The sequence below is a fragment of the Paenibacillus prosopidis genome (assembly GCF_003337375.1).
GTDB classification, from domain to species: Bacteria; Bacillota; Bacilli; order Paenibacillales; family Paenibacillaceae; genus Pristimantibacillus; species Pristimantibacillus prosopidis.
On record NZ_QPJD01000010.1, the window covers coordinates 109,277 to 134,394 of the forward strand.

A 25,118-nucleotide genomic window follows, 5' to 3' on the forward strand; every position below is an offset into this window, starting at 1 on the left:
CATGACCTTTTCGTATCGCATCCGCAGAAAACGGGTAAACCGGTCGTTCTGGGGCAGCTTTTCTCTGTTCGTACTGCTAGCGGCGTTTGGAGCGTTCATGATATTACCGCTCATTTACGCGATCAATAATGCGTTCAAGCCGCTCGATGAAATCTTTATGTTTCCGCCGACGCTGTTTGTCCGCAATCCGACGATGAACAATTTTATTGATTTAATGAATTTGCTCGGCAATTCCTGGGTCCCGTTTTCACGGTACATTTTCAATACGGTGTTCATTACCGGCATGGGTATTATCGGACATGTGCTGCTGGCGTCGGCTGCAGCCTATCCGCTCGCCAAGCATAAGTTCCCGGGCAAGGGCTTTATGTTCACCATCGTCGTCTTGTCTTTGATGTTCACCCCTGCCGTGACGGCTATTCCGACCTATATGATTATGTCATGGCTTGGATTAATCGATACGTACTGGGCAGTCATTATACCGGCTTTCGCCTATTCGCTTGGCTTGTATTTAATGAAGCAATTTATGGAGCAAATTCCTGATGTGCTGCTTGAAGCGGCGAAAATTGACGGGGCGAGCGAATACCGGATTTTCTGGACCATCGTGATGCCTAACGTGAAGCCGGCATGGCTCACGCTCATCATTTTGTTATTCCAAATCCTTTGGGGCAGCGACGGGAACGGGTTTATTTACAGTGAGCAGCTGAAATCGCTGCATTTTGCCGCCAATCAAATCGTGCAAGGCGGAATAGCGCGTGCGGGAGCGGCCGCGGCAGTGGCGCTCATTCTGATGAGCGTGCCGATTACACTGTTTGTTTTCTCGCAAAGCCGGATTATTGAGACGATGGCAACATCAGGAATGAAAGATTAAGGGGGGAACGCATTTGGCAGCGAAAAAATGGCTTCTCTCGATCGCGGCGGCTTCCCTACTGTTTGTTCATGCAGCGCCTCCGCCGGCGTCCGCTTCATCGACGCCGTATGAGAGCTACAACTATAACTATTGGGAAGAAGCGGTACCGGCACCTGCGGCATACATTCCCGACCGTTCCATATCCGGCGTCGATCTTGGAATCGGAGACTTCTTGGAGCCTAGCGATATGGTCGCAGCTGATAGCGGACTGATCTATATTGTGGACAGCGGCAACGGGCGTATCGTCTGTATAGATGATAAGTGGAATGTACGGAACATTTTTAACGGGTTCGACAATGAGGGGAAAGCAGACGGCTTTAAAAACCCTTCCGGACTGTTTGTTGACGGCGAGGGCAATCTTTATGTCGCGGATACGGATAATGGACGTATCGTCGTCCTGTCGAAGGAAGGCGATTTGCTCAAAATCATAGATCAGCCGAAGTCCGATATTTTGGCGGCCGATTTCAAATTTGTCCCGTTAAAGGTGGCAGTAGATAAAGCGAGACGCGTCTATGTCGTAGCCAGAGGGATTTACGAAGGCATTATGCAGTTCGACGGAATCGGCGAGTTTATCGGGTATGTGGGAACGAACAAGGTGCAGCGGGATTATACGGAATATGTATGGCGGTTGCTCTCGACCAAGGCGCAGAAGGCACAAATGGTGCTCTTCATTCCAACGGAGTTTTCCAATATCGATATGGACTCAAAAGGGTTTGTCTATGCCACCAATATCGACCCTGACTCCAGGGAACCGGTTAAGCGGCTGAATCCTTCCGGAGAAGATGTGCTGAAGCGGTTCGGATACTTCGATGTAAGTGGAGACATCCGCTTCCGAATAGCGGTAGGACCGTCTAAGCTGATTGACGTAAAGGTGCTGGAGAACGGCATGTACAGCGTGCTGGATGCCAATCAGGGAAGAGTGTTCACTTACAGTGACGAAGGCGATTTGCTTTATATCTACGGTGGTAAAGGCAACCAGACAGGCACTTTCAAAACACCCGTCGCAATCGAGCGGATAGGTGATAAACAGCTGGTCCTCGATCGGGGAAGAAGCCAAATCGTCGTGTTTAAGCCGACGAAATTCGGTTCCAGCGTGAATGAGGCCGTGAAGCTTCACTATAACGGCGAAGATAAGCTGGCGGTACCGGTTTGGGAGGAAGTGCTGCGAATGAACGGAAACTATGACATCGCCTATATCGGGATTGGCAAATCCTTGTTAATGGAGAAGCGAAATGGAGAGGCGCTTGCATACTTCAAGCTCGGTATGGACCGCGATGGTTATACTGTGGCATACAAACGGTACCGCCGGGAACTCTTGAAGGAGCATTTTGGAACCGTGCTTACTGTGCTTTTAGTCATAGCGGCAGCATGGGCGGCGTTCAAGCTGACGAACTCTTGGAGACGGAAGCGGACGGTTATCATGTCCGGTTTTGCCCCGCAAAACGTTAAGGAGGACAAAGCCCCATGAAGCAGGATTTCATCAAGTTTCCGCTGCACTTGCTTATGCATCCGTTTGACGGCTTTTGGGATTTAAAATATGACGGCAAAGGCAAAGTTCGGGTAGCTTTAGTCCTGTTGGCACTCGTAGTCATATCTGTCATTTTGCAAAATCAATATGCCGGCTTTCTTGTTAACTATAATGATCCGCGCCATTTGAACAGCATCACCCAGCTGTTAACGATCGTATTTCCTTTCTTTCTGTGGTGCGTATCCAACTGGGCGATTACGACCTTGATGGACGGGGAGGGGAAGTTTAAGGAGATCGTTATGGCAACAGGCTATGCGCTTGTTCCGATCGTGCTCATCTACTTGCCAATGACGGTTGCAAGCCGGTTTATGGTAGAGGAAGAGACGGCTTTTTATTATCTGCTCCTTTCGATTTCATCGATTTGGTTTGCAGCGCTTCTATTTGTCGGTACGATGACGGTCCATCAATATACGGTGCTCAAAACGGTTGTAACGATGGTGCTAACGGTCATTGTAATGGGAATCATCGTATTTCTGGGGACGCTGGTGTTAAGTATGATGCAGCAAATTTATGAGTTTATCGTCAACATTTATCGGGAAATTATTTTCCGTACGTAAAGGAGGCCGCACCCGTGAGAAAACGAATAATGCTGGTTGCGGTGCTGGCCTGTGCCGCAGCAATCTGTATCATTGCCGGCTCCTTGTTCTTCATGGATCGTGGGGTCCGCGCAATTGACGCAGCCGATTATATGGAAATAACTGCTGAGCTGGAAGCCGGGAGCGAGCTGAACGTATTGCCTGATTCGTCGGAGGGTGTACCAGGGATGAAGCTAGTGGCGGACAACTCCGATTTATCCTTGTATTTCAATGCAGACACAACTGAAGTGGCTGTCATGGATAAGCGGCATGGCAAAGTGTGGTACAGTAACCCTTCAAACCGCAGCGGGGATACCTTAGCCTCGGCTTTTGAGAAGGAAGTGCTGTCATCGCAATTAACGGTGCTATTCCGGGACTCCGTCGGCACATTGGACACCTTCACAAACTTCGCACGAAGCATCAGCAATAAACAGTTTACTGCCGAAAGCATTGAGAACGGTATCCGGATCACTTATACGATTGGCGATATGTCGCTCGGGATCGATGCTTTGCCTAAGTATATAAGCAAAGCCAGATTGGATGAAAAGGTGCTCTCCAAATTAGATGAATCGGTGGCCAGGTATGTATCGACGCGCTATTATCCGCGCGAGGGGAATCCGGAAGTGTTGGAGCGTCTTGATGAGCAAGTTTCCAAGCAGCTCGTACTTAATAAGATGATAGCCGCATTCGCAAAAGCCGGATATGCGGAGGCGGATCTCGCTTTCGACAATGAGGAAAACGGGAGCGGGAGCGCCGGCGGGTCATCCAGGCCGAATTTTGTTATCCCGCTGGAGTATCGTCTTGAAGGCGGATCGCTTGTTGCCTCGATACCGGTGGGCCATGTTAAAGAGAGTGAAGGCTATCAAATCCGCAGCATAGAGATGCTCAATTTTTTCGGCGCTGCCGATGCGTCGGATGAAGGATACATCTTTGTGCCGGACGGTTCGGGCAGCCTTATCCATTTAAACAACGGCAAAGTGAAGGAAGAGCAATATGTACAAAGAGTATACGGATTTGATCCGAACGATAACAGCTGGAGACGCGGACAAGTGAGCGAAAGCGCCCGTATGCCGGTATTCGGAATCAAGGCAGGCAATGCCGCATGGTTTGCCGTTATTGAGGAAGGAGACGGCATTGCCAGCATAGCAGCCGATATCAGCGGCAAGAAAAACTCGTTCAACTACGTATACAGCAGCTATACATTGCGCGGAGAAGATGAGCTTGAGCTGTATACCGGTTCGAAAATCCAGGAAATTCAGCTTCTAAACGATGAAATATACAAAGGCGATATTCAAGTTCGCTACAGTTTCCTGGCAGGCGATAAAGCTGACTATTCCGGAATGGCTGAGCTTTACAGGGATAGGCTTGTGGCGGAGAAAGCGCTTGAGCCGCTGAACGAAGGGGAAGACATCCCTTTCTATCTGGATATCGCGGGGGCTGTCGATAAGCAAAAATCAATGCTTGGGGTGCCTTATAGCTCCGTCATTTCGATGACGACCTTTAAACAAGCTTCACAAATCGCAGAGCAAATGAAGCAGGATGGAATCGGCCGGCTGCTGATGCGGTATTCGGGATGGTTCGGCAAAGGCGTTAACCATAAGTCACCGGTTAAATTAAAGACCGACAGCGTGCTCGGCAGCAAGTCTGAATTCATCCAGCTTTCACAGCAGTTGAAGCAGTCCGGCGGAGCGCTATTCCCGGATGTAGCTTTTCAGCAGATCTATCATAATGATGGAGGCTTTACGCCTTCCTCCGATGCAGCGCGGTTCGTTACGCGGGAAGAAGCGGAGCTTTACCCGTATAACCGGGCGCTTAATCGGATGGACATGAGTCTGGGCTCCTATTATTTACTATCGCCGGCGAAGCTTCCCTTCTATGTCGATACATTCATGGAACGTTACGAATCGTTTGGAATGGAAGGGGTGTCGCTGCGGGATCTCGGCAGCTCGCTTAGCGCAGACTATCGTGACGACCGGGTTATTCAACGCGAAACGGCGAAACAGATCGTTGTTGAACAGCTTAGCAAGCTGGATGAAGGCATGGATGAGACAATGATATCGGGCGGTAATGCCTATGCTTGGCCGTTCGCGGATCATCTCATTAATGTACCCACGTCCTCTAGCGGATTTATTATTACGGATGAAGAAGTGCCTTTCTATGAAATGGTTGTGCACGGATATATGGATTACACAGGTACTGCGGTTAACTTAAGCGACGAGCAGGACGTGAAGCAGCAGCTGCTCCGTTCCATCGAGCTCGGCTCAGCGCCACATTTTTCGTGGACCTATGAGCCGTCCTCAACGCTAAAATACACTCATTTTGACGCTATGTTCTCGACGTCCTACAAGGATTGGTACGATCAAGCGGTTTCCATGTATAAGGAAGCGAATGATGTGCTATCCGAGGTTAGAAATGAACGGATGGTCAAGCATGTACGTCATCAAGAGGGCGTTGTAGAGATGCTATACAGCAATGGCAAATCCATTATCGTCAATTATACGGATCAAGCAGTGAACGTCGGCGGAAATACAGTCGAAGCTCAACATTATTGGATAGGCGGTGAACGGTCATGATCGGCTCGAAGCTAACGTTAAGCCGCAAGCGTTCACTTCTGGGATTCGCGTTTATTACACCCTGGTTACTCGGATTCTTATTCATGTTCGCGACGCCGCTTATACAATCGGTCAAATTCAGCTTTAGCAAATTAACGGTAGCGCCAACCGGCTATGAATTAGAATTTATGGGCTTGGCCAATTTCAAGGATGCCTTGTTCGTAGATGCTGTCTTTAACCGGATACTGACACAATCCGTTTCAGAAATGGCATTAAATGTGCCGATGATTTTATTTTTCAGCCTTTTCTCTGCGACGCTGTTGAATCAGAAGTTCCGGGGAAGGGTGCTTGCACGGGCGATATTTTTTCTTCCGGTCATTCTGGCCTCGAATGCGATTTCGGCAGCCGAGTCGGCTGGACTCATAAATTTGGTCGGCGATGCAAGCGCCGTGAACGAAATGGGTGAAGGCTCATCCGATTACAATATTTTATCGATGGTTATGATGCTCCGGGAGGTCGGATTACCGGCTTCGTTCGTAGATTATATTGTTCAAGCTATCATAAGAATTTACGACATCATTACTAGCTCCGGCGTTCAAATTCTTATTTTTCTAGCCGCGCTGCAGTCCGTGCCGGGCTCGATGTACGAGGTTGCCAAGATGGAAGGCGCTACAGCGTATGAATCGTTTTGGAAAATTACGTTTCCAATGGTGAGCCCGCTCATTTTGACCAATGTGATTTATACGATTATCGATTCATTTTCGGGCAGCCCCGTTACCGATTTAATATTTACAACCGCGTTCAAAACGCAAAACTTTGGGCTGAGCTCGGCTATGTCCTGGATCTATACGTTAATCGTCAGCCTCATCTTATTGATTGTCGGTCTCGTGCTTTCCAGGAGAGTGCATTACAACTGAGTTCATAGCGAAGGAGGAAACGGAATATGGAAGCTCCTCAGGCCGTTCACAATGAGGCGAATAAATACCGGTTGCAAAAAGCGAAAAATAAGACGGTCGATACCTTATATTCGATCTTTCGGTACGCCCTTGTCATCGGAATTTCGTTTATTATTATTTATCCGCTGCTGATGAAGTTTTCGGTGGCTTTCAAAGCCAAAGAGGATATTTATAATCCAACGATCTACATGGTACCCGTTCATTTTACGCTGGATAACATAAAGATGGCGATGGAGATCCTGAACTACTTCCCGCTGCTTGGGAACACGATGTTTTACGTAATCCTGACTACGCTGCTGACAGCCGCTTCCTGCGCTCTGGCCGGATACGGGTTTGCCCGTTTTTCCTTCCCGGGCAGCAATGTGCTGTTTGCACTTGTCATTATGACGATACTCATTCCTACCAGCACGCTGATGGTTCCTATGTATCTTCATTTCAGAAGCTTCGACTTTCTTGGGCTGGTTCATTTATTCACCGGTAAAGACGGTGTCAATTTGCTCAATACGTATTGGCCTTCTATTATTACCTCGGCGACCGCTATCGGATTAAAAGCGGGTTTGTTCATCTACATTTTCCGTCAATTTTTTAAAGGCATGCCGAAAGAAATTGAGGAAGCAGCGTTAATTGACGGTGCCGGAGGAGTAAAGACTTTCCTGCGGATTATGCTGCCGAATGCTGTTCCGCCGATGATAACGGTCATTTTGTTCTGTTTCGTTTGGCAATATAACGATACCTTCTTCACTTCTCTGTTCATGAGTGAAGCTTCGCTAATGCCGATAAAGGTTTCTACTTTATCCGCCCAAGCGAATCAGTTGATCCCGGTTTTGCTTGGAGTAGGAAGTGGATCTAACGTGAAAGCGGATCCGAATCATGTCGCCATGATTATCGACACCGGCATATTGCTTGCCATTATTCCGCTCATTGTTTTGTATTTGATCGTACAGCGCTATTTTGTGGAGAGCGTCGAGCGAAGCGGAATTATCGGTTAACCAAAGTAGGATGCAGCTGCAAATTGACACTGAGAAGAATGGAGAAACCGCATATGATCAATATGGAAAAACAGCCTGTATTTAATGTGGAGCCTAAGCTCGTGAACCCGAATGCGGATGACAGCGCGAAGAGGCTGATGACCTACTTGTGCGATATATACGGATCACGTATATTGACCGGCCAGCAGATCGGGGTCGAATCGACGCCCGAACTGGATATCATTTATGAAGTAACGGGTAAATATCCAGCCGTATACGGCTTTGATTTCATGAACTATTCGCCGTCGCGAACGGAACGCGGAGCAACATGCAGCGATACCGTTATCGCCATCGATTGGTGGAAAAGCGGCGGAATCGTTACGTTTTGCTGGCATTGGAATGCGCCTAAGGATTTAATCGATTTGCCGCCAGACCGGACTTGGGGGAGCGGGTTTTATACGAAAGCGACGACTTTCGATGTGCAGAAAGCGATGGATGATCAGGAGTCTGAGGAATTCCAGCTTCTTATCCGGGATATTGACGCGATAGCCGAACAGCTGAAACGCTTGCAAAATGCGGGTGTTCCGGTACTGTGGAGACCGCTTCATGAAGCATCGGGAGGCTGGTTCTGGTGGGGAGCCAAAGGGCCGGAGCCATGTGTGCAGTTATGGAAGCTGATGTATGACCGAATGACGAATGTTCATAAGCTGGGTCATCTGATATGGGTGTGGAATGGTCAGCACGCGGACTGGTACCCGGGAGATGAGTATGTCGATATTATCGGCGAAGATATTTATCCTCCAGCCAAAAATTACGAATCGCAGCAGGAACGTTTCCAAAGCGCGCTGTCTTATACCAAAATGAATAAAATTATCGCCTTATCGGAAAACGGACCGATCCCTGATCCCGATCTTATGCTGAGAGATAATGCGCTCTGGGCTTGGAATTGTACATGGTATGGCACGTTCGTCTATGTCACCGAGCAGGGACGCAGGCAATACTCAAGTGAATATACGGAGCGGGAACAGCTGGTTAAGTTTTATAACCATCCCCTCTCGCTATCGAAAGACGAGGTGCCGGATCTATTAACCTACAAGCTGCGAGAATAGCATATAGCAAGCGTAAACGGGTGATCATCGGCATTATCGTCGCATTTGGTGTAGTGCTTGTCTGTTCAGCGGCTGCCATCGGGACTTCTGTCTTCGGAAAGAAGGAACAACCGATTGTTCAGTATGAAGCGGAAGACGGGCTTCTAGACGGAACGGCCGTCTCACAGGAAGCAGAGGGCTTCTCAGGTTCAGGTTTTGTTACTGACTTTACCGATGAGCAAGATGCTCTAACCATACAGGTTGAAGCACCCAAATCGGCGTTATACAGCGTATGGGTCGGTTATCGGGCTCCGAACGGGAATAAAGTGACCGGCCTTGCGTTAAATGGCAGTCCGCATGGAGATTTGGCACTAGCGCCAACCGACGTATTTACTGAGCTTAAAGCTGGAAAAATGCTCTTACACGAAGGCGTCAACACGATTAGTCTGAAGCGCGGCTGGGGTTATTTTGATATCGATTATATTAAATTGCAGAAAACCATACCGGACGCCAAGCATCAGGTTACAGATGAACTCGTTAATCCAAATGCCTCGAAAGAAGCCAAGACGCTAATGAGCTATTTGGTGAAAAACTACGGAAAGTCGATGCTTTCCGGTCAAACAGGGCTCGACAACGCTTCATGGATTGAAAAGGCAACCGGAAAAAAACCGGCGATTGTCGGCTTTGATTTGATTGAATATTCACCAACAAGAGCCGAGCACGGCGCTGTGTCGTTCGAAATTGAAAGTGCGGTCGGCTGGCATAAGCAGGGAGGCATCGCATCCTTCTTATGGCACTGGAACGCTCCGACCGGGATCATTGATGAAAAGGGAAAAGAGTGGTGGAGAGGATTTTATGCGGATTCCGTTACTTTTGACTTGGAATATGCTTTAAGCCACCCTGATTCGGAGGATTATAAGCTTCTACTTAGCGATATAGATGTTATCGCAGCGCAGCTTAAAAGGTTAAACGATGCTAACATCCCTATTCTATTTCGTCCGCTGCATGAAGCGGAGGGCGGATGGTTCTGGTGGGGGGCGAAGGGCCCGGAGCCGGCGAAAGCGTTATACCACATTTTATACGACCGGTTAGTCAACAAACATGGGTTGAACAATCTGATTTGGGTGTGGAACTCTGTGCAGCCGGAGTGGTATCCAGGCGATAATGTCGTAGATATTGTCAGCGTGGACAGTTATCCAGATCCAGGAGACCATAGTCCTATCATCAACCATTATGAGAATCTGGTTGCATTAGTAAAGGACAAAAAGTTAGTCGCAATGACGGAAAACGGCTCTATACCAGATCCGGATATAACGAAGCAGTACGGGGCTAATTGGAGCTGGTTCATGACGTGGGAAGGAGACTTTTTGATTGACGGCAAGCACAACAGTAAAGAAGTGTTAAACAAAATTTTTAATCATCCAGACGTTATTACACTCGATGAGTTGCCTGATTTATTCAATTTTAAGAATTTATAAGTTTCAAACTTATATCTTCTTAGAATTCTCTGCGAAACGAATCTTCACCGCCAGAGGACGGTGAAGCCGTTTACGCTTGGGAATGCAAAAAGATGGAGATATAGAAGAATGACAAGCGGTAGGAAACCACATTACATCTAAGTTTTGCAGGTGCAAGACTTTCAGGAGGAAACAATGGGAGAGACGAAGCAAGTACTGGACAACTGGAAGTTTAAAGCATGCAAGGATGGGGAATGGATGGCGGCTGTCGTGCCGGGCTGCGTCCATACCGACCTGCTTCGAAACGGTATCATTGCCGATCCGTTCTACGGGACGAATGAGCATGATTTGCAATGGATTGATAAAATAGACTGGGAGTACGAGACCAGCTTCGATGTGCCGGAGGCGTTACGGAATGCCGCTTCGCTGCAGCTCGTATTCGATGGCTTGGATACGTACGCGGACGTATATGTGAACGGCAAGCATGTACTGTCTGCCGACAACATGTTTAGAACCTGGAAGGCTGACGTCAAATCGATTGTGAAAGAAAAAGACAATGCGCTGTCGATTCGTTTCCGGTCGCCAGTCCAGGAGGATCTCCCGAAAATTGATAAGCTCGGCTATAACTTGCCGGCTGCTAACGATCAATCTGAGCTGGGCGGGCTTGGCGAGCAGAAGATTAGTATTTTTGCGAGAAAAGCTCCGTACCATTACGGTTGGGATTGGGGGCCGCGCTTCGTTACAAGCGGTATATGGCGCGAGGCAAGACTTGAAGGCTGGTCCGGCTGCAAAATTTCCGATGTTTACGTTCAACAGGACCACGTATCCGCAGCAGAAGCGACCCTAACGGTAAGCGTAGAAATTGAAGCCGAGCTGGAGTGGAAAGGTTCCGTGCGGCTAAGTACGGACGGTCAGATATGGGAGCAAGCGGTAAACTTGAAGCAGGGCCTGAATGCCGTTCAAATACCTGTCGTTATTTCGGAGCCGAAGCTGTGGTGGAGCAGAGGGCTTGGCGAAGCGCATTTGTACACGTTCACAGCGGAACTATTAAGGGATGATGAAGCCGAAGCGGTTGCGGCAAAATCGGTTCGAACAGGCTTGCGGTCCGTTCGTTTAGTGCGCGATAAAGATGCAGCGGGAGCTACTTTTTATTTTGAGCTGAATGGCGTTCCGGTGTTTGCAAAGGGCGCTAATCATATTCCGAATGACAGCTTCATTACTGATGTGACGGATGAGCGGTACAGGCATGAAATTGTAACGGCTGTGGAGTCAAATATGAATATGCTGCGGGTTTGGGGCGGCGGAATTTATGAGCAGTCGATTTTTTATGAGCTTTGCGATGAATACGGCATACTCGTATGGCAGGACTTTATGTTTGCCTGCAGCATGTATCCGGGCGACGAGTCATTCCTGAACAATGTCCGCCAAGAAGCCGAGGAGAACGTGAGGCGTCTTCGCAATCATCCTTCCATCGTGCTGTGGTGCGGAAACAATGAGATCGATTCCGCATGGGCGCAATACGATGAGGATGGCGGCTGGGGCTGGAAGAAAAATTATAATCAGGAGCAGCGGGCAACTATTTGGGCGGATTACGAGGCTGTGTTTCATCGCATCCTGCCTGAAGCGGTAACAGCATTTGCGCCGGGTACGGAATATTGGCCTTCTTCACCGCTCATTTCCTTGTCAGGGGATATTAATCAGCATGCGCATCCACTTTCCGGAGAGGGGGACGTTCATTATTGGGGCGTATGGCACGCAGTGGAGCCGTTTGAAAATTACAATGTGAAAATCGGGCGGTTTATGAGCGAATACGGCTTCCAGTCGTTCCCGGAATATGATACGGTCATGACCTTTGCGGTAGAGCAAGACTTGGCCCTTGATTCGAAGGTGATGCGTGCCCACCAGAAGAACGGTGACGGAAACCGTCTGATCAAGGAATATATGGACATTTACATGAACGAGCCGAAGGACTTCCCATCCTTTCTCTATATGAGTCAAGTTCTGCAGGCCGAGGCGATGAAGATGGCGATTGAAGCGCACCGGCGGAAAATGCCTTATTGCATGGGCACGCTTTATTGGCAAATGAACGACTGCTGGCCGGTCGCCTCATGGGCGGGTATGGACTATTACGGCAAATGGAAAGCCATGCAGTATTACGCGAGAAGAAGCTTCGGCGATACGATCCTCTCATTCGATCGGTCGGATAGCGGAAAGATTAATGTCCATGTCGTAACGGATGGACTTTCTCCGGTAAGCGGCCTGCTGAAAATTACGCTGTATGATTTTGCCGGCGAGCAGCTTAAACAGGATTTTGCTGCGGTGGCGACCCGAGGCAATAGCGCGGCTGTCGTATATTCGTTAGATGAAAAGGTGTGGCTGGAAGGCCGAGATGCAGGCAGCTTGGTGCTGCTGGCAGAGCTTGATCAATCCGAACATCCGGTAGATTGCAAGGAATTCTACTTCGTATGCGCGAAGGAGCTGAAGCTGGCATCAGGCGCCATTCGAATAACGGAAGTTGAAGGCAGCAATGGAACGAGGTATAAAGTGGAGACGGATGTGCTGGCCAAGCAGGTTTGGCTGTCCGCAGAGCGCGAGGGGAGGTTTTCCGACAACTTCTTCGATCTCATTCCCGGCGTCGCCAAGACAGTGGAGTTCTGCAGGCGTGAAAGCGGAGAAGCAATGAGCAGGCCTGCCGTTCCAGGGAGAGTAACGGCTCGTTCGATGATTGATTTTTTGGCTGAAAATAAAGTGGACATTGGATAGTTAAAAAGAGCTGGAGACCGTCTAACGGTCCCGGCTATTTTTTTGTAAAGAGAATTTAAGATATAACGTATAAAAATCAAATAAAAGAAAATTATATAAAAGGATGAATATCAATTTCTGCAGGGACACCTTGGAATTCTATACATGCACTAAAAATGGAACATATGCCTATTGGGCGGAAGAAGGGGGTAAACATATCATGATCAAATTGTTATTAAAGTGGCTGGTTAACGGAGCTATTGTGGTTTCGTCGCTAATGTACTACTCCAACACAACCTTTGTAAATGCGGCTATCGCAGCAACAGTACTTACTATAATTGCATACTTTGTAGGCGATCAGTTTCTGCTTCGAAGAACCAATAATTTAATTGCGACAGTTTGTGATTTTTTATTGGCCGTTGTTTATCTTGGTGCTTTGTCTTATGTATTCGATTGGCAGTTATCATGGGGCGAAGCCTTCTTTATCGCTTTCCTTGTAGGGGTAGCTGAATGGGTACTTCACCGTTTCGTGTTTAATGAGGAACTGAGTGTTGTTAAATAGCCTTCGAAGAGTGCAAAATAATACGCTAAGCCTGAAATCTTCAGTGCTTAGCGTATTTATTTTTGTTCAGCAGCGTTACACGTTAACTAACTCCGGTCTTTGGATTTGAAGCGGCGGAGGGATGAGCCATCCTTTTTCTTTAGATAATTTTAAAATTTGCATGCCTAAGGCTGCTTTCGTTACATGATACTTCGCGAAAAGCGCACCGATATCCTCTCGGATCGACTTACCCATAATTTGACTGCAGGCGACCAAGCCGAGGGAAGTGTCGGTCGCAATCATGGCCGATATTTCTTGATCCGTAAATCTCGCTCCAATCGGAATATCTTCCAGCTTCGCTTCAGGACGGTCAGGTAGAGGAGGAGATGGCACAATGCCGTTATGGGTCAGGATAGCGTCGCACTCACTCACTTCAAGCTCCGATTGATCGATGATCTTGCCCAGAATGTTCTTTAGATCTTTATCGCCAGCATGATAACAGTAAGCCCGGGTAGCCGATATGCATCCTTTAGCTGCCATAGAGAATTGCCACAAATCATAAACCTCGCCGTAATGAAGAGGCTCATTTTTTGAATTACCGCCAAGAATGCCTGAAATGGTAATCATCTCCTTTGAATGGTTTTGCGCAAGCTTCGTTATTTTATCTAATCGATGATGAAGTTATTCAACAAGACTCTGAGAACTGAAGACAGCTTGAACAAACGTTTCTGGCATCAGGAAGTATAAATCTTTCCTTATTCATGCAAATTAACTCATATGGATGAAGGGACACGAAGTTAGGAGGTTAAATCAGCATGGCTACATTTGATGCTTCCGAAGACGATAAAGAAGGGGTTAATAAGGATGTTTATGGGGTTCTTAGGGAGGAGACTGAAGTTGATTCCGATGTCAACGAGGACCGCAACCGGGAACAGCAATTGGACGACTCTTTTCAGGATTGGTACCGCAATATCGGGTATTGGGTTCAGCAAAAAGAAGATATGACCCAGGTGCCGAAGTCGAACGTTTTTGATGAAACTCCTGATATTGACAACGAATAAATGTCATTAATGTGAAAAGAATCGTTATGGGATCAAGTTCTTGTTATACGGATCTTGATCCCAAATTTATACTTATTTATTATTTAGATTCCTTAAAACCATCGGCATCTTTTTCTCTTTCTCCGTTAACTTCTTCTCTGACTTGTAATTAGGATTGGCTGATTTAAACCTTGCCGCATCCATTCCATCCATTATGTTCATCTGAATCCCTCCTTTGGTTACTGTTATTGTCTCCTTATTTACTTGAAAAATGGGTTCCAAATACTGATGCGTTAGCTGATAAATGTTCTGCTTTTGGGAATTATAACTTCCAAGGTGGTGTATTTGAGTGTGGATTATTAAGACCGAACATAAAAGAGACGCAGATGGCGGAACTGCAGCATTGGAACTCGAAACAGAAGATAAGCGTTTTGATGTAAATATTAGATGGGATGGCTGCGCTGAGATCCATGTCTATTCCATTACGGAAGAAAACCGGGATATTAACGACACCTTTCATACATGCGATTTAAAAGGATTTATCGATATGCTGCAGTCGCTTAACAGCGTATGTCAGGATTACTTTGGTGAAGGAAGCTACTGGGAGGACACTAATGATGATGAATTTGGCTGAGCTCGAGAGTCTTCACGCCGATATCCAAGCCGTTCATGAAATTGTCCAAACCTTAAAGGCCTCAATTGATGGTAAAGAAATCGAAATTGATATCCTCAGAAATCAAACCGGCCATTACTTTTATGAGCTGAGCCATTACTATATAGGTGCGGACAAAACCGATCCTCACGATTCATCGGAAAATAGATTTTCATCTGCCCAGGAAGCTGCACGAGGAGCGCTCCGCTGCGTTACGATGTTTTACCGGAGTACGGATGAAGGTGGAGCCTGGGTGAGAAATGAGTCTTTCTAGACACCATGATAGGTGTCTTTTTTGCGTACCAGGACGGTTTTTTAATATGGTCATTGGAAAACATACAGAATGTCAAAAAATCTGCTGCCGGAGATGGCTTCAAATGAAAATACCGATTGTTTTTATTACAATCCTTGTATTCTGCCTCGCTTTCTTAGTTATGGTGGACCTTATATCCGGGATCGCTTTTTCCGAAGCCATTAATATATTGGCCCATTCATTCACTATTGTAACGGCCGGTGAAAAAATAATCGTTTTTGCCACGGTCGCCATTCCATTTATAATCCCATTCGTCAGTTTCTTCATTAAGAAAAAGCAAGCGAAAACGAAATAAACATTAATAGAGATGAGTGCGATCTACCCATCCCCTGACTTCAAGTAGGATTTGATTCTCAGGCCTGTCCGGCGGATGTATGCTTCCACACTTATCTCAACTTCGCTTTGAGAATAAATGACCGGCCAATTTTTCTTCATCTTCTTCCATTCCTTTGGATGGGTGCGCTCCATTTCAGTCGAGAAGCCAAAGACATCGCTCTTCTTTTGTTGGGTGGTTTTTATAGCCAGCTCGATCTCTTTCTTTGTTTCATCCGCCAATTGTTTCTGGAGCTTAACCATCACTTCCCTTTTATCCGGATTGATGGGACACAGCGCTTCGCTCAGATTCCCTTCTTCCTTTACTTGTATCAAAAAGACAGGTTTCCCGTTTCGCATAACTGTCCTCAATTTGGTCGTTGAACGGATGACTTCAATTGAGATCTTTTCTTTCTTATCGTCGCAGTTCATATTGACGATCGTACTCTTCATATTATTTAATGCCCACACGGCACCGCGGGCGGCTTTGCCCTCAAGCCAATCTGTGAGTTTCCCATCGGTGAATATGGCAATTCCTTTCACTTCCAAGTTAGCAAGCGGGGGGGTTTGTTCGAGGTTCGACCTCTTTTTACCTTTGTTCGGATCCCCGACGACCCGTACGCCGCTGATAATTGGCTCACCCGAGCCGCTAAGACTTTTAACAATATCGGTTATATCTTTATCCAAGCTTCGTGCCCACGTATCCGATGCCACCTTAAGCCCGTTCGTGATAGCCACAGCCGAAGTCGTTTGCAAAGGGGGCAATACATTTAGCAAGGCTTCAGCTTCGATCCCCCTTGAGATGACTACCGACGTGTTGAGACGAAGCTCGTGGGATCTTTCATACATATCAAACAGCTCGTTGATTCCTTCTTTTGCGAGCGTTTCTCCAATGATAAACAGCTGAGAATGGGCATAAAACAGCCGCCGCGGCACTTTTTGCGAAGTTTTTCGCATTGCGCTAAACAGCGTATGGTCAACGGAAGAGTATACGATACTGGGCAGCATGCCTTGTCCGCCCCCACCTGCTTTAGATCCGGCAACGGCATTGGGGTTAACGATTTGTAAAGAAACCCGGTATTCGTTCGAATCCGGCACTTTATCGATCCCTATACCAGAGACGATGGCCAGATCGCGCAACTCTCTGCTGTTCCAGCAGCCAGGCAGAAAAAGAAGGCTGAATAGCATCAGGAAGATGAAAGGACGGCTTGTTTTCATTCAGAGCCACTTCCGTTTAGGTGATTTAATGGCGAATCAGAAGATGAAGGTGCGTCTTCTCCATTTGTCACATGACGATTTGAATTAGCGGTTAACTCCGGATTTGAAGCATTTGTCATTAAAGGCTGCCCAAACAAAGTATCCCTCTGATCTTCAGGCACATAGGGAGACAGGGACATATACGGGACTCCTAGTGAAGCGAGACCGCACAAATGCCCTATAAGAAAGATGCTGAATATGGCAATTCCGTAAAAACCGAGCAGTGCCGCAGCCGCCATCATGCCAAAGCGGATTAACCGGATCGCAAGCGCCATATTATAACTGGGGGTCGAAAAGCTGGAGATACCCGTAAGAGCAACCACAATAACCATTGCGGAAGACACAATTCCGGCTTCCACCGCCGCTTGTCCGAGTACAAGCGCTCCGACGATGGATACTGCCTGACCGATTGCGCGCGGCATTCGTATGCCTGCTTCACGCAAAATTTCGAACGCAAATTCCATCATTAAAGCTTCCAGAAACGCTGGAAAAGGTACGCTTTCCCGCTGCGCAGCCAAGCTTAACAGTAACGGAGTCGGAATCATCTCCTGATGAAACGTAATGGCGGCGATGTAGATGGAGGGCCCGAACAATGATATGATTAGCGCTGCGTAACGTAATAATTGGATGATGACCGCTGCCTCCGGACGCTGATAATAATCCTCGACCGATTTGAAATACATAAAAAATGTTGCAGGAGCAATCAAACAAAATGGTGTGCCATCTACAAATATGGCAATCCGTCCATCCAAAATATAGCCCGTTGCTGTATCGGGGCGCTCCGAATTCATGATTGTCGGAAAGGGCGTCATCCTTTGATCCTGAATGAGCTCTTCGAGATGTTCGGAGCCTGCAAGCGCCTCAATCCGGATATTTTGCAGCCTAATCCGGATTTCCTGAACAAGGCTGTCTTCCACTGTGCCTTGAATGTACATGATCGCTACGTTCGTTTGCGTAACGAGGCCGATCTTGAACGGCTCCAATCTTATATTCGAGCTTTTGATTCTTCGCCGGACAAGCGATACATTCGTCCCAATCGATTCCGTGAACCCGTCCTTCGGACCCCGAATCACGACCTCCGTTGACGACTCTGTGATTGAACGCTGCTCTCCGCCTTTCGTGTTGCCGCTTAATGCTTCTTCCGTACTCTCAAAGAAGATAACCGTATTGCCTGAGAGAACAGACAGGATAACGCTGTCCCAATCCTTTAGAACAATCACTTCACCTAAGGTGAGCGCATTGGCATTGATAAACGCCAGAACGTTTTGATCCTGCTCGAGGCTAACTCCAGCATGGGTCTCGAGCATGAGAGAATGTAGAATATATTGATTTACCATGTTCTTATCCGTAATTCCATCCACATAAACTGCGCCCGCTTGAGTTCGGCTCGTCCCGATCTCGAACAGTTTAACGATAATATCCGGACTGTTTCCTAATTCATTTTGGATATGTGCCAGGTTATCGGCTAGAACAGGGGAAAGAAAAAGCTTAGCACCTCTTCCTGACTCGTCCCCGGTCTTTTGGTGAATCTTTTTTTTATTTCGGTATAAATTTTTGGAAAACATCATTCTCACCTCATCAATATCTTTAATGGCTGAATATTGCCTTTATATTGTCCGATCAGTCATAAACCGCTTCTTAATCAGGTGAATGAAGAGGAGCAGCACCAGGATAGCGACTAAAACAGGGAGAACGATGTTTACGACGGTGGCTCCTTCATTGTTATGCTCCGGAAAGCTCCAAGCGGATAGTACCGATACAAGGAAAATAATAACGCCTACGGGATAAGCCAGCTTCCGCTGCTCCTGAAAGCTAAATATATCCGCGGCTATGGCGGAAGCGGCATAAGCGTATATCGTCATTTTAAAAAATACGCCGATAATGAGCGCGAGGATGACAAACGAGTCCAGCCGCTGAAGGTATTCTGCTAACTCCACGGTGGTGATGACCGTGAACAACGGGAAAGTCGTGCGGTTATAAACGCCCGCTCCGATGACGGCAACCTCGATCGCATGCGTCATGCTCAGCAGGATAGTACTGGCGATAATAGCTAGAATACCCGTCTTTCTTGCTATTTTCTTTTGTTTCAAGTGAGTCAAAATAGTTGTGAAACAGATCAATTCACCGAACGGAAACATGAAAATGTTCGGGTATGCATTTCTTATCGTCGAAATCCATCCTTCTCCCAAAATCGGAAGCAGGTTTCTTATATCGATAGCACCGGAAAAAATAACGGCAATATTGCTGATAATGCCTAACGACAGCATGATCAAGATGTAAATTTCCCCTACCCGAAACAGCACTTTTATCCCTTTGTGGATGACATAGATGACCGCGGAGATCATTACTGCATGGATAAACACAACCGGAGTCTGGTCATAGGATGACGTAATCAGAAGATCTCCCGCCTCCCGCAAATTGCGCGCCGAATTATAGATGAAAAAAACGAGATAAAGCAAACTGATCGGCCAGCCGATATAAGCACCGACAATTTTTCGTATATAGCCGCTTAGAATCAACGTCGGATACTGCTTGTCAAAATAAACAATGAGAATATACAAGATTATGCCCCCGGGCATCGCCAGTAAAATCGATAACCATGCGTTTGTTCCGGCCCCCAGGCCGATCGGAACAACAAGGGCGGTGCCTAATTCAAACAAGATGATCATAGCGAAAAGCTGGGTCGGACTAATCGCAGACATTTTGGACATTTTTTAGGTCTACCTTTCTTTGCCTTAGAAAATGTTGTATTTTCGGCACGACGTTATTTCTTTCCAAAAAGAGGCGATTTTATGAATTTTGTTGAACTAATCAGCTCTAGGAACAGCAAAAAGGCCATTTAGTTCGATATTATCGATCTAAATGGCCTTTTTTTTTGAAGCAATCCTCAAAACCCGATTTAAGTGTCTGAAGGCTTGTTAGCGCAAATTAGGGATGTTAACTTCCGGATTCACGTCAGCCTCGTAATCGATGCCGTCGGTTTCGAAGCCGAACAGTTGGAAGAACTCGCGGCGGTAGCCTTCCAGATCGGAAAGGTCATACACGTTCTCGGTAGTCAGATCAGCCCACAACTTAGCAACCTCCGCTTGAATTTCAGGTCTCATCTCCCAATCATCGACGCGGATAAGACCCTTCTCGTCAACAGGCGTTTCGCCTTCGCCGTACAAGCGCTCCGAGAATAGGCGGTACATTTGCTCGATGCAGCCCTCGTGAATGCCTTTTTCCTTCATTACCTTGTATAAGGCGGAGATGTAAAGCGGTACGACAGGAATAGCCGAGCTCGATTGCGTAACGAGCGCTTTGTTGACCGATACGAACGCGCGGCCGCCGCTCTCGCCCAGCTGCTTGTTTAAACGCTGCGCTGTCGCTTCGAGATCATTTTTCGCAGCGCCGATAGTACCTTCGCGATATACAGCATGCGTAATTTCAGGTCCGATATAAGAATAAGCAACAGTGGTTGCGCCATCAGCCAGTACGCCCGCTTGCTGCAGCTCATCGATCCACATTTGCCAGTCTTCGCCGCCCATTACAGCGATTGTCTGACGAAGCTCGTCTTCCGTTGCAGGCTCGATCGTCGCTTGAGTCACTTCTCCGCTATGGAAGTTAACCGTTTTGTTCGAATACGTGCCGCCAAGCGGTTTAATGACCGAGGAGAACGTTTCGCCTGTTTTCGGATGTGTACGGCGCGGGGAAGCTACGCTATAAACGACAAGATCGATCTTTCCAAGCTCGGTGCGGATGAGGTCGATCGTTTTTGCTTTGATTTCGTCAGAGAATGCGTCGCCGACGATGCTGTATGATTTACGGCCGGCAGCAGCAGCAGCCTCTTCGAATGCTGCCGAATTATACCAGCCGGCCGATGCCGTACGCGCGCCTTCAGCCGCTTTGTCAAAATAAACGCCGATCGTATTCGCACCAGCGGCGAACGAGGATACGATGCGGGAAGCAAGCCCGTAGCCTGTAGAAGCTCCGATAACAAGTACGTTGCGCGGCCCTTCGATTGCCGGTTGCGTCTGTACGTAATCGATTTGACGCTGAACCTGCTGTGCGCAGCCTTCAGGATGTGCCGTTGTACAAATAAAGCCGCGTGTTTTAGGTTGAATAATCATATTAGAATATTCCTTTCTTTAATGGAATTCGCTTTTATCCGTTATGTAAGCGGGACAACTCTATCCCATTTTAACGATTTTTGACGCTAAAGGGAAGTTCCACGTTTGCGGTACCGTTATTTTTTACGAAAATCGCTCATTCCTGTCAAAACAAATAAGCGCTGAGACAGTATGACTGTTGTCTCAGCGCTTATTTAAAATATAAGAATTTATAAGTTTCAAACTTATAAATAAGCTTATATTTCACCGCGAAACGTAAGCTCCGCCTTCAAAGACGGCGAAGCCGTTTACGCTAGTGTAATCGTTAAAAACGGCCTGCGAGCTGTTGTTCGGCAATTTGAATGAGTCGGCGAGTGATGAAACCGCCTATAGATCCCATATCTCGTGTTGTCATATTGCCGTAATATCCATCTGCAGGGAGTTGAATGCCAAGCTCTTGAGCAACTTCGTATTTTAGCTGCTCCATTGCTGTGCGTGCTTGTGGTACAACAAGTTGGTTTGTTCTGTTTGCCATCTATTCTCAGCCTCCTTCTTGAACCTATTATGCTTCTTCGCAAAAAGGATTATTCGCTAATTTCACCTAAATTTACCGCCGAATTTTTGACTAAGTCCGTGTTAAAATGGTTACACGGGAGGGGGCGGCGTTATGTTTATGAAACCTATGCTCATGACGGAGCGCGAGAAGCCTTTTGATGATGAACGGTATCTTTTTGAACCGATCATTGACGGGCATCGTCTGCAGCTTTCTTTTGTTGCGAACAAGACAAAATTGTATACAAGGCACTTCTATGACGTTACGAGACAATATCCCGAATTACATAATGTTCCCTTAAAAGAACCGGCTGATATTGTGTTGGACGGCGAGGTTGCTTACGTCAATCCTGATACGGGAGCTATTGAATTCGATACGCTGCTGGAGCGGTATAAAATGAAAAAGGATGCGCGTATCCGTGATGGCAAAGCGTTGTATCCGGTTATATATTTCGTGTTTGATATTCTTCATTATAATGGAGCAGACGTCAGGCAGCAGCCGCTGCTTGAGCGAAAAAAGCTGCTGAACGATATTTTGGAGGATAATGCATATTACAAGAAGATGTTATTTGTCGAGGGAGAAGGCACGGTATTATTCGATCTCGTCAAACGCTCGGAGCTGGAGGGAATTGCGTGCAAGCGGAAGGACAGCCTGTATTTCGAAGGACGTTCGGATAGCTGGCTGAAGGTTGTTAACGCGGAATACGCTGATTTGCGTATGTCACCCGTTCGCAAAGGAGTAAAGGCGGCTGAACGCACAGTGACTCAACCTGTCTGATGCAAAAAAGGATGATGCCGGCACTCGCTGGTATCATCCTTTTTAAAATATAAGAATTTATAAGTTTAACGCTTATAAAAAGCTTATATTTCACCGCGAAACGTAAGCTGCGCTTCCAAAGGACGGCGACAGCCGTTTACGCTTGTGATACGATATGAGAAAATGTTGTGATCTTGTCATTGTGGGAGGCATCATGAATTTTTTGTTCGATCCGGTTAAATTCGAAAACGATACATTCATTTGGACGCATGGCGTAAAGACAGATACCGCGTTCCCGGGGTACTATCATTGGCATCAATGCATGGAAATGCTGTTCGTCCATGAAGGGGAAGGCACTGTCATCGTAAACCAACATACGTATGAAATGCGGCGCGGAATGATATTTATGTTTCAACCCTTCCAATTGCACAAGGTGTTCGCAAATGTTAGCCTGGAAAAGCCTTATAAACGCTCCATTGCTTTTTTTGATCCTTCCGTATTTGCAGACAGCTTATCGCCATTTCCGCTCCGTCATGGCTTATTTATGAAGCTTTGGCAGGGAACGTCAATTGGCCCCGCATTTGATTTAGCGGATGAGGTTGAACGGCTGGAATCCTTTTACGCTTCTTACGATAATATGGTAAAGCAAGACAGGGGGCAGGATCAGGAGGAGGTTGCGATGCTGCTGCTGCAGTTAATGGGTTGTATCCATGCGGCGCGAGAGGGTGAGCAATCTGGCGTAGTGACGGTTTCTGAGTTGAGACCGCTGCGCTATTCCGAGCAAATTATGCAATGGATCGAAGCACATTATGCGGAGGAGGTCAGTCTAGACCTGCTCGCAGAGCGACTTCATTTGTCTAAATTTTATGTTTCCCGGGTATTTCACGAGGAGACGGGAAGCCATATTACCGATTACTTGACGGCAAGAAGAATCAAGCAAGCGTGCAGGCTTCTTCAATCAACAGTCCAATCCATCGAGCATGTCGGCATTGAAGTGGGCTACCCGAATGTTTCTTATTTCATCCATATGTTTAAGAAGGTAGTCGGAACAACGCCACTTAAATACCGCCAGCGGCATGTCGGGTTATATTAAAAAAGGAGCGACATACCGCAGGCTGCGATAGTGGCTCCTTTTTAATGAATATGACTTTTAGTTGATTACACGCCTTGCCGTTACATATCTTTTTGCCCAGTAGCCGGAATCCATGTTTGAAACGGCGACACCTTTGCTGCTGGAGCTGTGAATGATTTTGTTATTCCCTGCGTACACGGCTACATGACTGATCGATTTGCCGTTCGTATTGAAGAAGACGAGGTCGCCCATGCTTAAAGAGCCTTTTGCAACCTTTTCGCCGACCGTAGCTTGCGCAACGGAAGTGCGTGGAAGAGCAACGTCAAACCCTTGAAACAAAAACTGTGTGAACGACGAACAATCGAAAGCGTATGTAACGCCTGCCGGTGCACCGAATTTATAAGGTGTCCCTAAGTAAACTTTTCCAGTGGAAATGAGATTAATCGTTTCAGGTGTTGCTGCATGCGCCTGCTGCGCACTAGAGCCAAAAGTGAATGCCGACAATACGATCGCGCTACAAATGCCTGCTTTTGCAATCGATTTCAAAAGGTTCATTTTTCTCATGCTGTCAGGGTGTCCCTCCGCGTTTCGTTTTATGTATATGACTATAACATATCCAGAAAACGACGTTTTTCGCGTATGAGAACGAATGGTTAGGCATAACAAGGGAAATTAGCAATTATGAGAAATAAATGAAAAATTATTAATTTGTTAAGGCTTGATTTGCGGTTTATGGCATGTTTGCGCCTCTGGCGCTTACGAGAAGCGTATACCATTGCTCTCTGGTCATAAGCTCCGATTGGCGAACGGCATCCTGACAAGCAATAATGCGCGCCGGGTTAACCGTACCGATAACGGGTTGAATGCGTGCAGGATGCTTCATCAGCCACGCGAGAACGATAGCCTCCGGTGTCGTTTCATTCTCATTGGCAATCTGATTAACGAGCGCTGCTGTGTTAATTTCAGCCTCGGATGCTTTCTCGGCTGGTCTACCTGAAAATCTGCCTTGCGCAAGCGGTCCCCATGCTTGAATTTGAATGTTTTCCATTTGCATAAATTCCATAAGTCCCTCAGGAAAGTTATCCTTTAAGCCAGCCTTCTGATTGACGTGAATACCCTGATCGACCCAGTCATGACGAAGCAGGCTCATCTCCAGCTGATTAACGACGATAGGATCAGGCAGCGAACGCTGCAGGAAGCGAATTTGCCCCGGGCTCATATTCGAAACGCCAAAATTGCGTACTTTACCAGACAGCTTCAGCTTGGTGAACGCTTCGGCAATTTCGTCCGGCTCCATTAACGGATCCGGGCGGTGCAGCAGCAGAATGTCCAAATATTCAGTGCCAAGACGCTCTAGAATGCCATCCACCGAAGGCAGGATATGCTTCTTAGAAAAATTGAAACGGGCAGGCAGCGTGCCATCAGAGAGTTGAATGCCGACTTTGGATTGGATGACGATTTGTTCACGAAGCTTCGGCTGGTTTTTAAGCACTTGGCCAAAAACAGCTTCAGCTTTGCCTACTGTATAAATGTCTGCGTGATCGTACATCGTAATGCCAATCGATAAAGCCGCTTCAACTGCTTCCTCTGCTTGACGGACATGTTCTGCCGTATAGTCGTCCGCACGGTTCCAGCTTCCGCCGAGCCCCATGCAGCCAAGCGCAAGTCGGCTGTCCGATATTCCGCGATGCTCTAGTGGCATGATTTTCATTTTCCATCAACCTCCATAATATGATTCAATCTCCAATCGGTTTCTATTAT

The 25,118-nt window shown here is 47.1% G+C and carries 25 protein-coding genes; 16 read left to right on the forward strand and 9 right to left on the reverse strand.

Going from position 1 to position 25,118, the window contains the following annotated elements; all coding sequences use genetic code 11:
- The first annotated feature begins 1 nt into the window (after position 1).
- The 10 genes from DFP97_RS16770 (at position 2) to DFP97_RS16815 (ending at position 13,335) form a co-directional block, all read left to right on the forward strand.
- Positions 2 to 868, forward strand: coding sequence for a carbohydrate ABC transporter permease (locus DFP97_RS16770; RefSeq protein ID WP_114381344.1), 867 nt, complete (start codon positions 2 to 4; stop codon positions 866 to 868).
- A gap of 13 nt (positions 869 to 881) precedes the next feature.
- Complete coding sequence (locus DFP97_RS16775) at positions 882 to 2,375, forward strand: NHL repeat-containing protein (protein WP_114381345.1); 1,494 nt, start codon at positions 882 to 884, stop codon at positions 2,373 to 2,375.
- Positions 2,372 to 2,992 (forward strand): Yip1 family protein, encoded by a 621-nt coding sequence (locus DFP97_RS16780; protein WP_114381346.1) that lies wholly within the window; start codon positions 2,372 to 2,374, stop codon positions 2,990 to 2,992. The genes DFP97_RS16775 and DFP97_RS16780 overlap by 4 nt, the downstream gene beginning before the upstream one ends.
- A gap of 14 nt (positions 2,993 to 3,006) precedes the next feature.
- Positions 3,007 to 5,583, forward strand: coding sequence for a DUF5696 domain-containing protein (locus DFP97_RS16785; protein WP_114381347.1), 2,577 nt, complete (start codon positions 3,007 to 3,009; stop codon positions 5,581 to 5,583).
- Positions 5,580 to 6,479, forward strand: a complete 900-nt coding sequence (locus DFP97_RS16790) for a carbohydrate ABC transporter permease (protein ID WP_181873555.1) — start codon at positions 5,580 to 5,582, stop codon at positions 6,477 to 6,479. Before DFP97_RS16785 ends, DFP97_RS16790 begins: the two co-directional genes overlap by 4 nt.
- Positions 6,480 to 6,505: 26 nt before the next feature.
- The gene (locus DFP97_RS16795; RefSeq protein WP_114381348.1) at positions 6,506 to 7,507 is read left to right on the forward strand and encodes a carbohydrate ABC transporter permease; all 1,002 of its coding nucleotides are present in this window, start codon (positions 6,506 to 6,508) and stop codon (positions 7,505 to 7,507) included.
- Positions 7,508 to 7,560: 53 nt separating this feature from the next.
- Positions 7,561 to 8,595, forward strand: coding sequence for a glycosyl hydrolase (locus tag DFP97_RS16800; RefSeq protein WP_245976321.1), 1,035 nt, complete (start codon positions 7,561 to 7,563; stop codon positions 8,593 to 8,595).
- Between the two features lie 20 nt (positions 8,596 to 8,615).
- Positions 8,616 to 10,052 (forward strand): glycosyl hydrolase, encoded by a 1,437-nt coding sequence (locus DFP97_RS16805; RefSeq protein ID WP_342773278.1) that lies wholly within the window; start codon positions 8,616 to 8,618, stop codon positions 10,050 to 10,052.
- A 174-nt stretch (positions 10,053 to 10,226) separates the two neighbouring features.
- Positions 10,227 to 12,794 (forward strand): beta-mannosidase, encoded by a 2,568-nt coding sequence (locus DFP97_RS16810; protein WP_114381350.1) that lies wholly within the window; start codon positions 10,227 to 10,229, stop codon positions 12,792 to 12,794.
- A 199-nt stretch (positions 12,795 to 12,993) separates the two neighbouring features.
- Positions 12,994 to 13,335: a DUF2512 family protein gene (locus DFP97_RS16815; RefSeq protein WP_181873556.1), complete on the forward strand. Its 342-nt coding sequence runs from the start codon at positions 12,994 to 12,996 to the stop codon at positions 13,333 to 13,335.
- A gap of 75 nt (positions 13,336 to 13,410) precedes the next feature.
- On the opposite strand, the gene DFP97_RS16820 is transcribed toward DFP97_RS16815, so the two are convergent.
- Entirely contained in the window at positions 13,411 to 13,941 is a 531-nt protein-coding gene (locus DFP97_RS16820) for a DUF3231 family protein (protein WP_114381352.1), read from the reverse strand.
- Positions 13,942 to 14,129: 188 nt separating this feature from the next.
- Here DFP97_RS16820 and DFP97_RS16825 point away from each other — a divergent pair, with 188 nt between their 5' ends.
- Positions 14,130 to 14,375 (forward strand): hypothetical protein, encoded by a 246-nt coding sequence (locus tag DFP97_RS16825; protein WP_114381353.1) that lies wholly within the window; start codon positions 14,130 to 14,132, stop codon positions 14,373 to 14,375.
- Positions 14,376 to 14,447: 72 nt separating this feature from the next.
- Here DFP97_RS16825 and DFP97_RS31940 read toward each other — a convergent pair whose 3' ends face one another.
- Positions 14,448 to 14,576, reverse strand: coding sequence for a hypothetical protein (locus DFP97_RS31940; protein ID WP_281270978.1), 129 nt, complete (start codon positions 14,574 to 14,576; stop codon positions 14,448 to 14,450).
- Between the two features lie 127 nt (positions 14,577 to 14,703).
- Between DFP97_RS31940 and DFP97_RS16830 the strand changes: the two genes are divergently transcribed.
- The 3 genes from DFP97_RS16830 to DFP97_RS16840 all read left to right on the forward strand — a co-directional run bounded on the left by DFP97_RS16830 (position 14,704) and on the right by DFP97_RS16840 (position 15,614).
- Positions 14,704 to 14,988 (forward strand): hypothetical protein, encoded by a 285-nt coding sequence (locus DFP97_RS16830; RefSeq protein WP_114381354.1) that lies wholly within the window; start codon positions 14,704 to 14,706, stop codon positions 14,986 to 14,988.
- A complete protein-coding gene (locus DFP97_RS16835; protein WP_245976322.1) occupies positions 14,969 to 15,280 on the forward strand; it encodes a hypothetical protein in 312 nt (103 codons plus the stop codon). Before DFP97_RS16830 ends, DFP97_RS16835 begins: the two co-directional genes overlap by 20 nt.
- Before the next feature lie 103 nt (positions 15,281 to 15,383).
- Positions 15,384 to 15,614, forward strand: a complete 231-nt coding sequence (locus tag DFP97_RS16840) for a YczF family membrane protein (RefSeq protein WP_114381356.1) — start codon at positions 15,384 to 15,386, stop codon at positions 15,612 to 15,614.
- Positions 15,615 to 15,637: 23 nt separating this feature from the next.
- Here the strand turns inward: DFP97_RS16840 and DFP97_RS16845 are convergent, their stop codons facing one another.
- From DFP97_RS16845 to DFP97_RS16865, 5 genes are all read right to left on the reverse strand, one after another.
- Complete coding sequence (locus DFP97_RS16845; protein WP_114381357.1) at positions 15,638 to 16,849, reverse strand: Ger(x)C family spore germination protein; 1,212 nt, start codon at positions 16,847 to 16,849, stop codon at positions 15,638 to 15,640.
- Entirely contained in the window at positions 16,846 to 18,456 is a 1,611-nt protein-coding gene (locus DFP97_RS16850; RefSeq protein ID WP_114381358.1) for a spore germination protein, read from the reverse strand. Before DFP97_RS16850 ends, DFP97_RS16845 begins: the two co-directional genes overlap by 4 nt.
- A 39-nt stretch (positions 18,457 to 18,495) precedes the next feature.
- Entirely contained in the window at positions 18,496 to 19,599 is a 1,104-nt protein-coding gene (locus DFP97_RS16855) for a GerAB/ArcD/ProY family transporter (protein WP_114381359.1), read from the reverse strand.
- 207 nt (positions 19,600 to 19,806) lie between these two features.
- Positions 19,807 to 20,997 (reverse strand): enoyl-ACP reductase FabV, encoded by a 1,191-nt coding sequence (gene fabV, locus DFP97_RS16860; protein WP_114381360.1) that lies wholly within the window; start codon positions 20,995 to 20,997, stop codon positions 19,807 to 19,809.
- A gap of 304 nt (positions 20,998 to 21,301) precedes the next feature.
- Positions 21,302 to 21,511, reverse strand: a complete 210-nt coding sequence (locus tag DFP97_RS16865) for an alpha/beta-type small acid-soluble spore protein (protein WP_114381361.1) — start codon at positions 21,509 to 21,511, stop codon at positions 21,302 to 21,304.
- A gap of 132 nt (positions 21,512 to 21,643) precedes the next feature.
- Here DFP97_RS16865 and DFP97_RS16870 point away from each other — a divergent pair, with 132 nt between their 5' ends.
- Both DFP97_RS16870 and DFP97_RS16875 read left to right on the forward strand, forming a co-directional pair.
- Positions 21,644 to 22,306, forward strand: a complete 663-nt coding sequence (locus DFP97_RS16870; RefSeq protein ID WP_114381362.1) for an ATP-dependent DNA ligase — start codon at positions 21,644 to 21,646, stop codon at positions 22,304 to 22,306.
- A 193-nt stretch (positions 22,307 to 22,499) separates the two neighbouring features.
- Positions 22,500 to 23,378, forward strand: a complete 879-nt coding sequence (locus DFP97_RS16875) for a helix-turn-helix domain-containing protein (RefSeq protein ID WP_181873557.1) — start codon at positions 22,500 to 22,502, stop codon at positions 23,376 to 23,378.
- A gap of 57 nt (positions 23,379 to 23,435) precedes the next feature.
- Here DFP97_RS16875 and DFP97_RS16880 read toward each other — a convergent pair whose 3' ends face one another.
- The gene (locus DFP97_RS16880) at positions 23,436 to 23,921 is read right to left on the reverse strand and encodes a C40 family peptidase (RefSeq protein WP_114381364.1); all 486 of its coding nucleotides are present in this window, start codon (positions 23,919 to 23,921) and stop codon (positions 23,436 to 23,438) included.
- Positions 23,922 to 24,087: 166 nt separating this feature from the next.
- Positions 24,088 to 25,068, reverse strand: coding sequence for an aldo/keto reductase (locus DFP97_RS16885; protein WP_114381365.1), 981 nt, complete (start codon positions 25,066 to 25,068; stop codon positions 24,088 to 24,090).
- Positions 25,069 to 25,118: the final 50 nt, after the last annotated feature.

What these genes read in the sequence shown, in the direction of transcription:
- DFP97_RS16770 (WP_114381344.1), top strand. Translation starts at nt 2, where the DNA reads ATGACCTTTTCGTATCGCATCCGCAGAAAACGGGTAAACCGGTCGTTC.
- DFP97_RS16780 (WP_114381346.1), top strand. Translation starts at nt 2,372, where the DNA reads ATGAAGCAGGATTTCATCAAGTTTCCGCTGCACTTGCTTATGCATCCG.
- DFP97_RS16790 (WP_181873555.1), top strand. Translation starts at nt 5,580, where the DNA reads ATGATCGGCTCGAAGCTAACGTTAAGCCGCAAGCGTTCACTTCTGGGA.
- DFP97_RS16795 (WP_114381348.1), top strand. Translation starts at nt 6,506, where the DNA reads ATGGAAGCTCCTCAGGCCGTTCACAATGAGGCGAATAAATACCGGTTG.
- DFP97_RS16800 (WP_245976321.1), top strand. Translation starts at nt 7,561, where the DNA reads ATGATCAATATGGAAAAACAGCCTGTATTTAATGTGGAGCCTAAGCTC.
- DFP97_RS16810 (WP_114381350.1), top strand. Translation starts at nt 10,227, where the DNA reads ATGGGAGAGACGAAGCAAGTACTGGACAACTGGAAGTTTAAAGCATGC.
- DFP97_RS16815 (WP_181873556.1), top strand. Translation starts at nt 12,994, where the DNA reads ATGATCAAATTGTTATTAAAGTGGCTGGTTAACGGAGCTATTGTGGTT.
- DFP97_RS16820 (WP_114381352.1), bottom strand. Translation starts at nt 13,941, where the DNA reads ATGATTACCATTTCAGGCATTCTTGGCGGTAATTCAAAAAATGAGCCT.
- DFP97_RS16825 (WP_114381353.1), top strand. Translation starts at nt 14,130, where the DNA reads ATGGCTACATTTGATGCTTCCGAAGACGATAAAGAAGGGGTTAATAAG.
- DFP97_RS31940 (WP_281270978.1), bottom strand. Translation starts at nt 14,576, where the DNA reads ATGAACATAATGGATGGAATGGATGCGGCAAGGTTTAAATCAGCCAAT.
- DFP97_RS16835 (WP_245976322.1), top strand. Translation starts at nt 14,969, where the DNA reads ATGATGATGAATTTGGCTGAGCTCGAGAGTCTTCACGCCGATATCCAA.
- DFP97_RS16840 (WP_114381356.1), top strand. Translation starts at nt 15,384, where the DNA reads ATGAAAATACCGATTGTTTTTATTACAATCCTTGTATTCTGCCTCGCT.
- DFP97_RS16845 (WP_114381357.1), bottom strand. Translation starts at nt 16,849, where the DNA reads ATGAAAACAAGCCGTCCTTTCATCTTCCTGATGCTATTCAGCCTTCTT.
- DFP97_RS16850 (WP_114381358.1), bottom strand. Translation starts at nt 18,456, where the DNA reads ATGATGTTTTCCAAAAATTTATACCGAAATAAAAAAAAGATTCACCAA.
- DFP97_RS16855 (WP_114381359.1), bottom strand. Translation starts at nt 19,599, where the DNA reads ATGTCCAAAATGTCTGCGATTAGTCCGACCCAGCTTTTCGCTATGATC.
- fabV (WP_114381360.1), bottom strand. Translation starts at nt 20,997, where the DNA reads ATGATTATTCAACCTAAAACACGCGGCTTTATTTGTACAACGGCACAT.
- DFP97_RS16865 (WP_114381361.1), bottom strand. Translation starts at nt 21,511, where the DNA reads ATGGCAAACAGAACAAACCAACTTGTTGTACCACAAGCACGCACAGCA.
- DFP97_RS16870 (WP_114381362.1), top strand. Translation starts at nt 21,644, where the DNA reads ATGTTTATGAAACCTATGCTCATGACGGAGCGCGAGAAGCCTTTTGAT.
- DFP97_RS16875 (WP_181873557.1), top strand. Translation starts at nt 22,500, where the DNA reads ATGAATTTTTTGTTCGATCCGGTTAAATTCGAAAACGATACATTCATT.
- DFP97_RS16880 (WP_114381364.1), bottom strand. Translation starts at nt 23,921, where the DNA reads ATGAGAAAAATGAACCTTTTGAAATCGATTGCAAAAGCAGGCATTTGT.
- DFP97_RS16885 (WP_114381365.1), bottom strand. Translation starts at nt 25,068, where the DNA reads ATGAAAATCATGCCACTAGAGCATCGCGGAATATCGGACAGCCGACTT.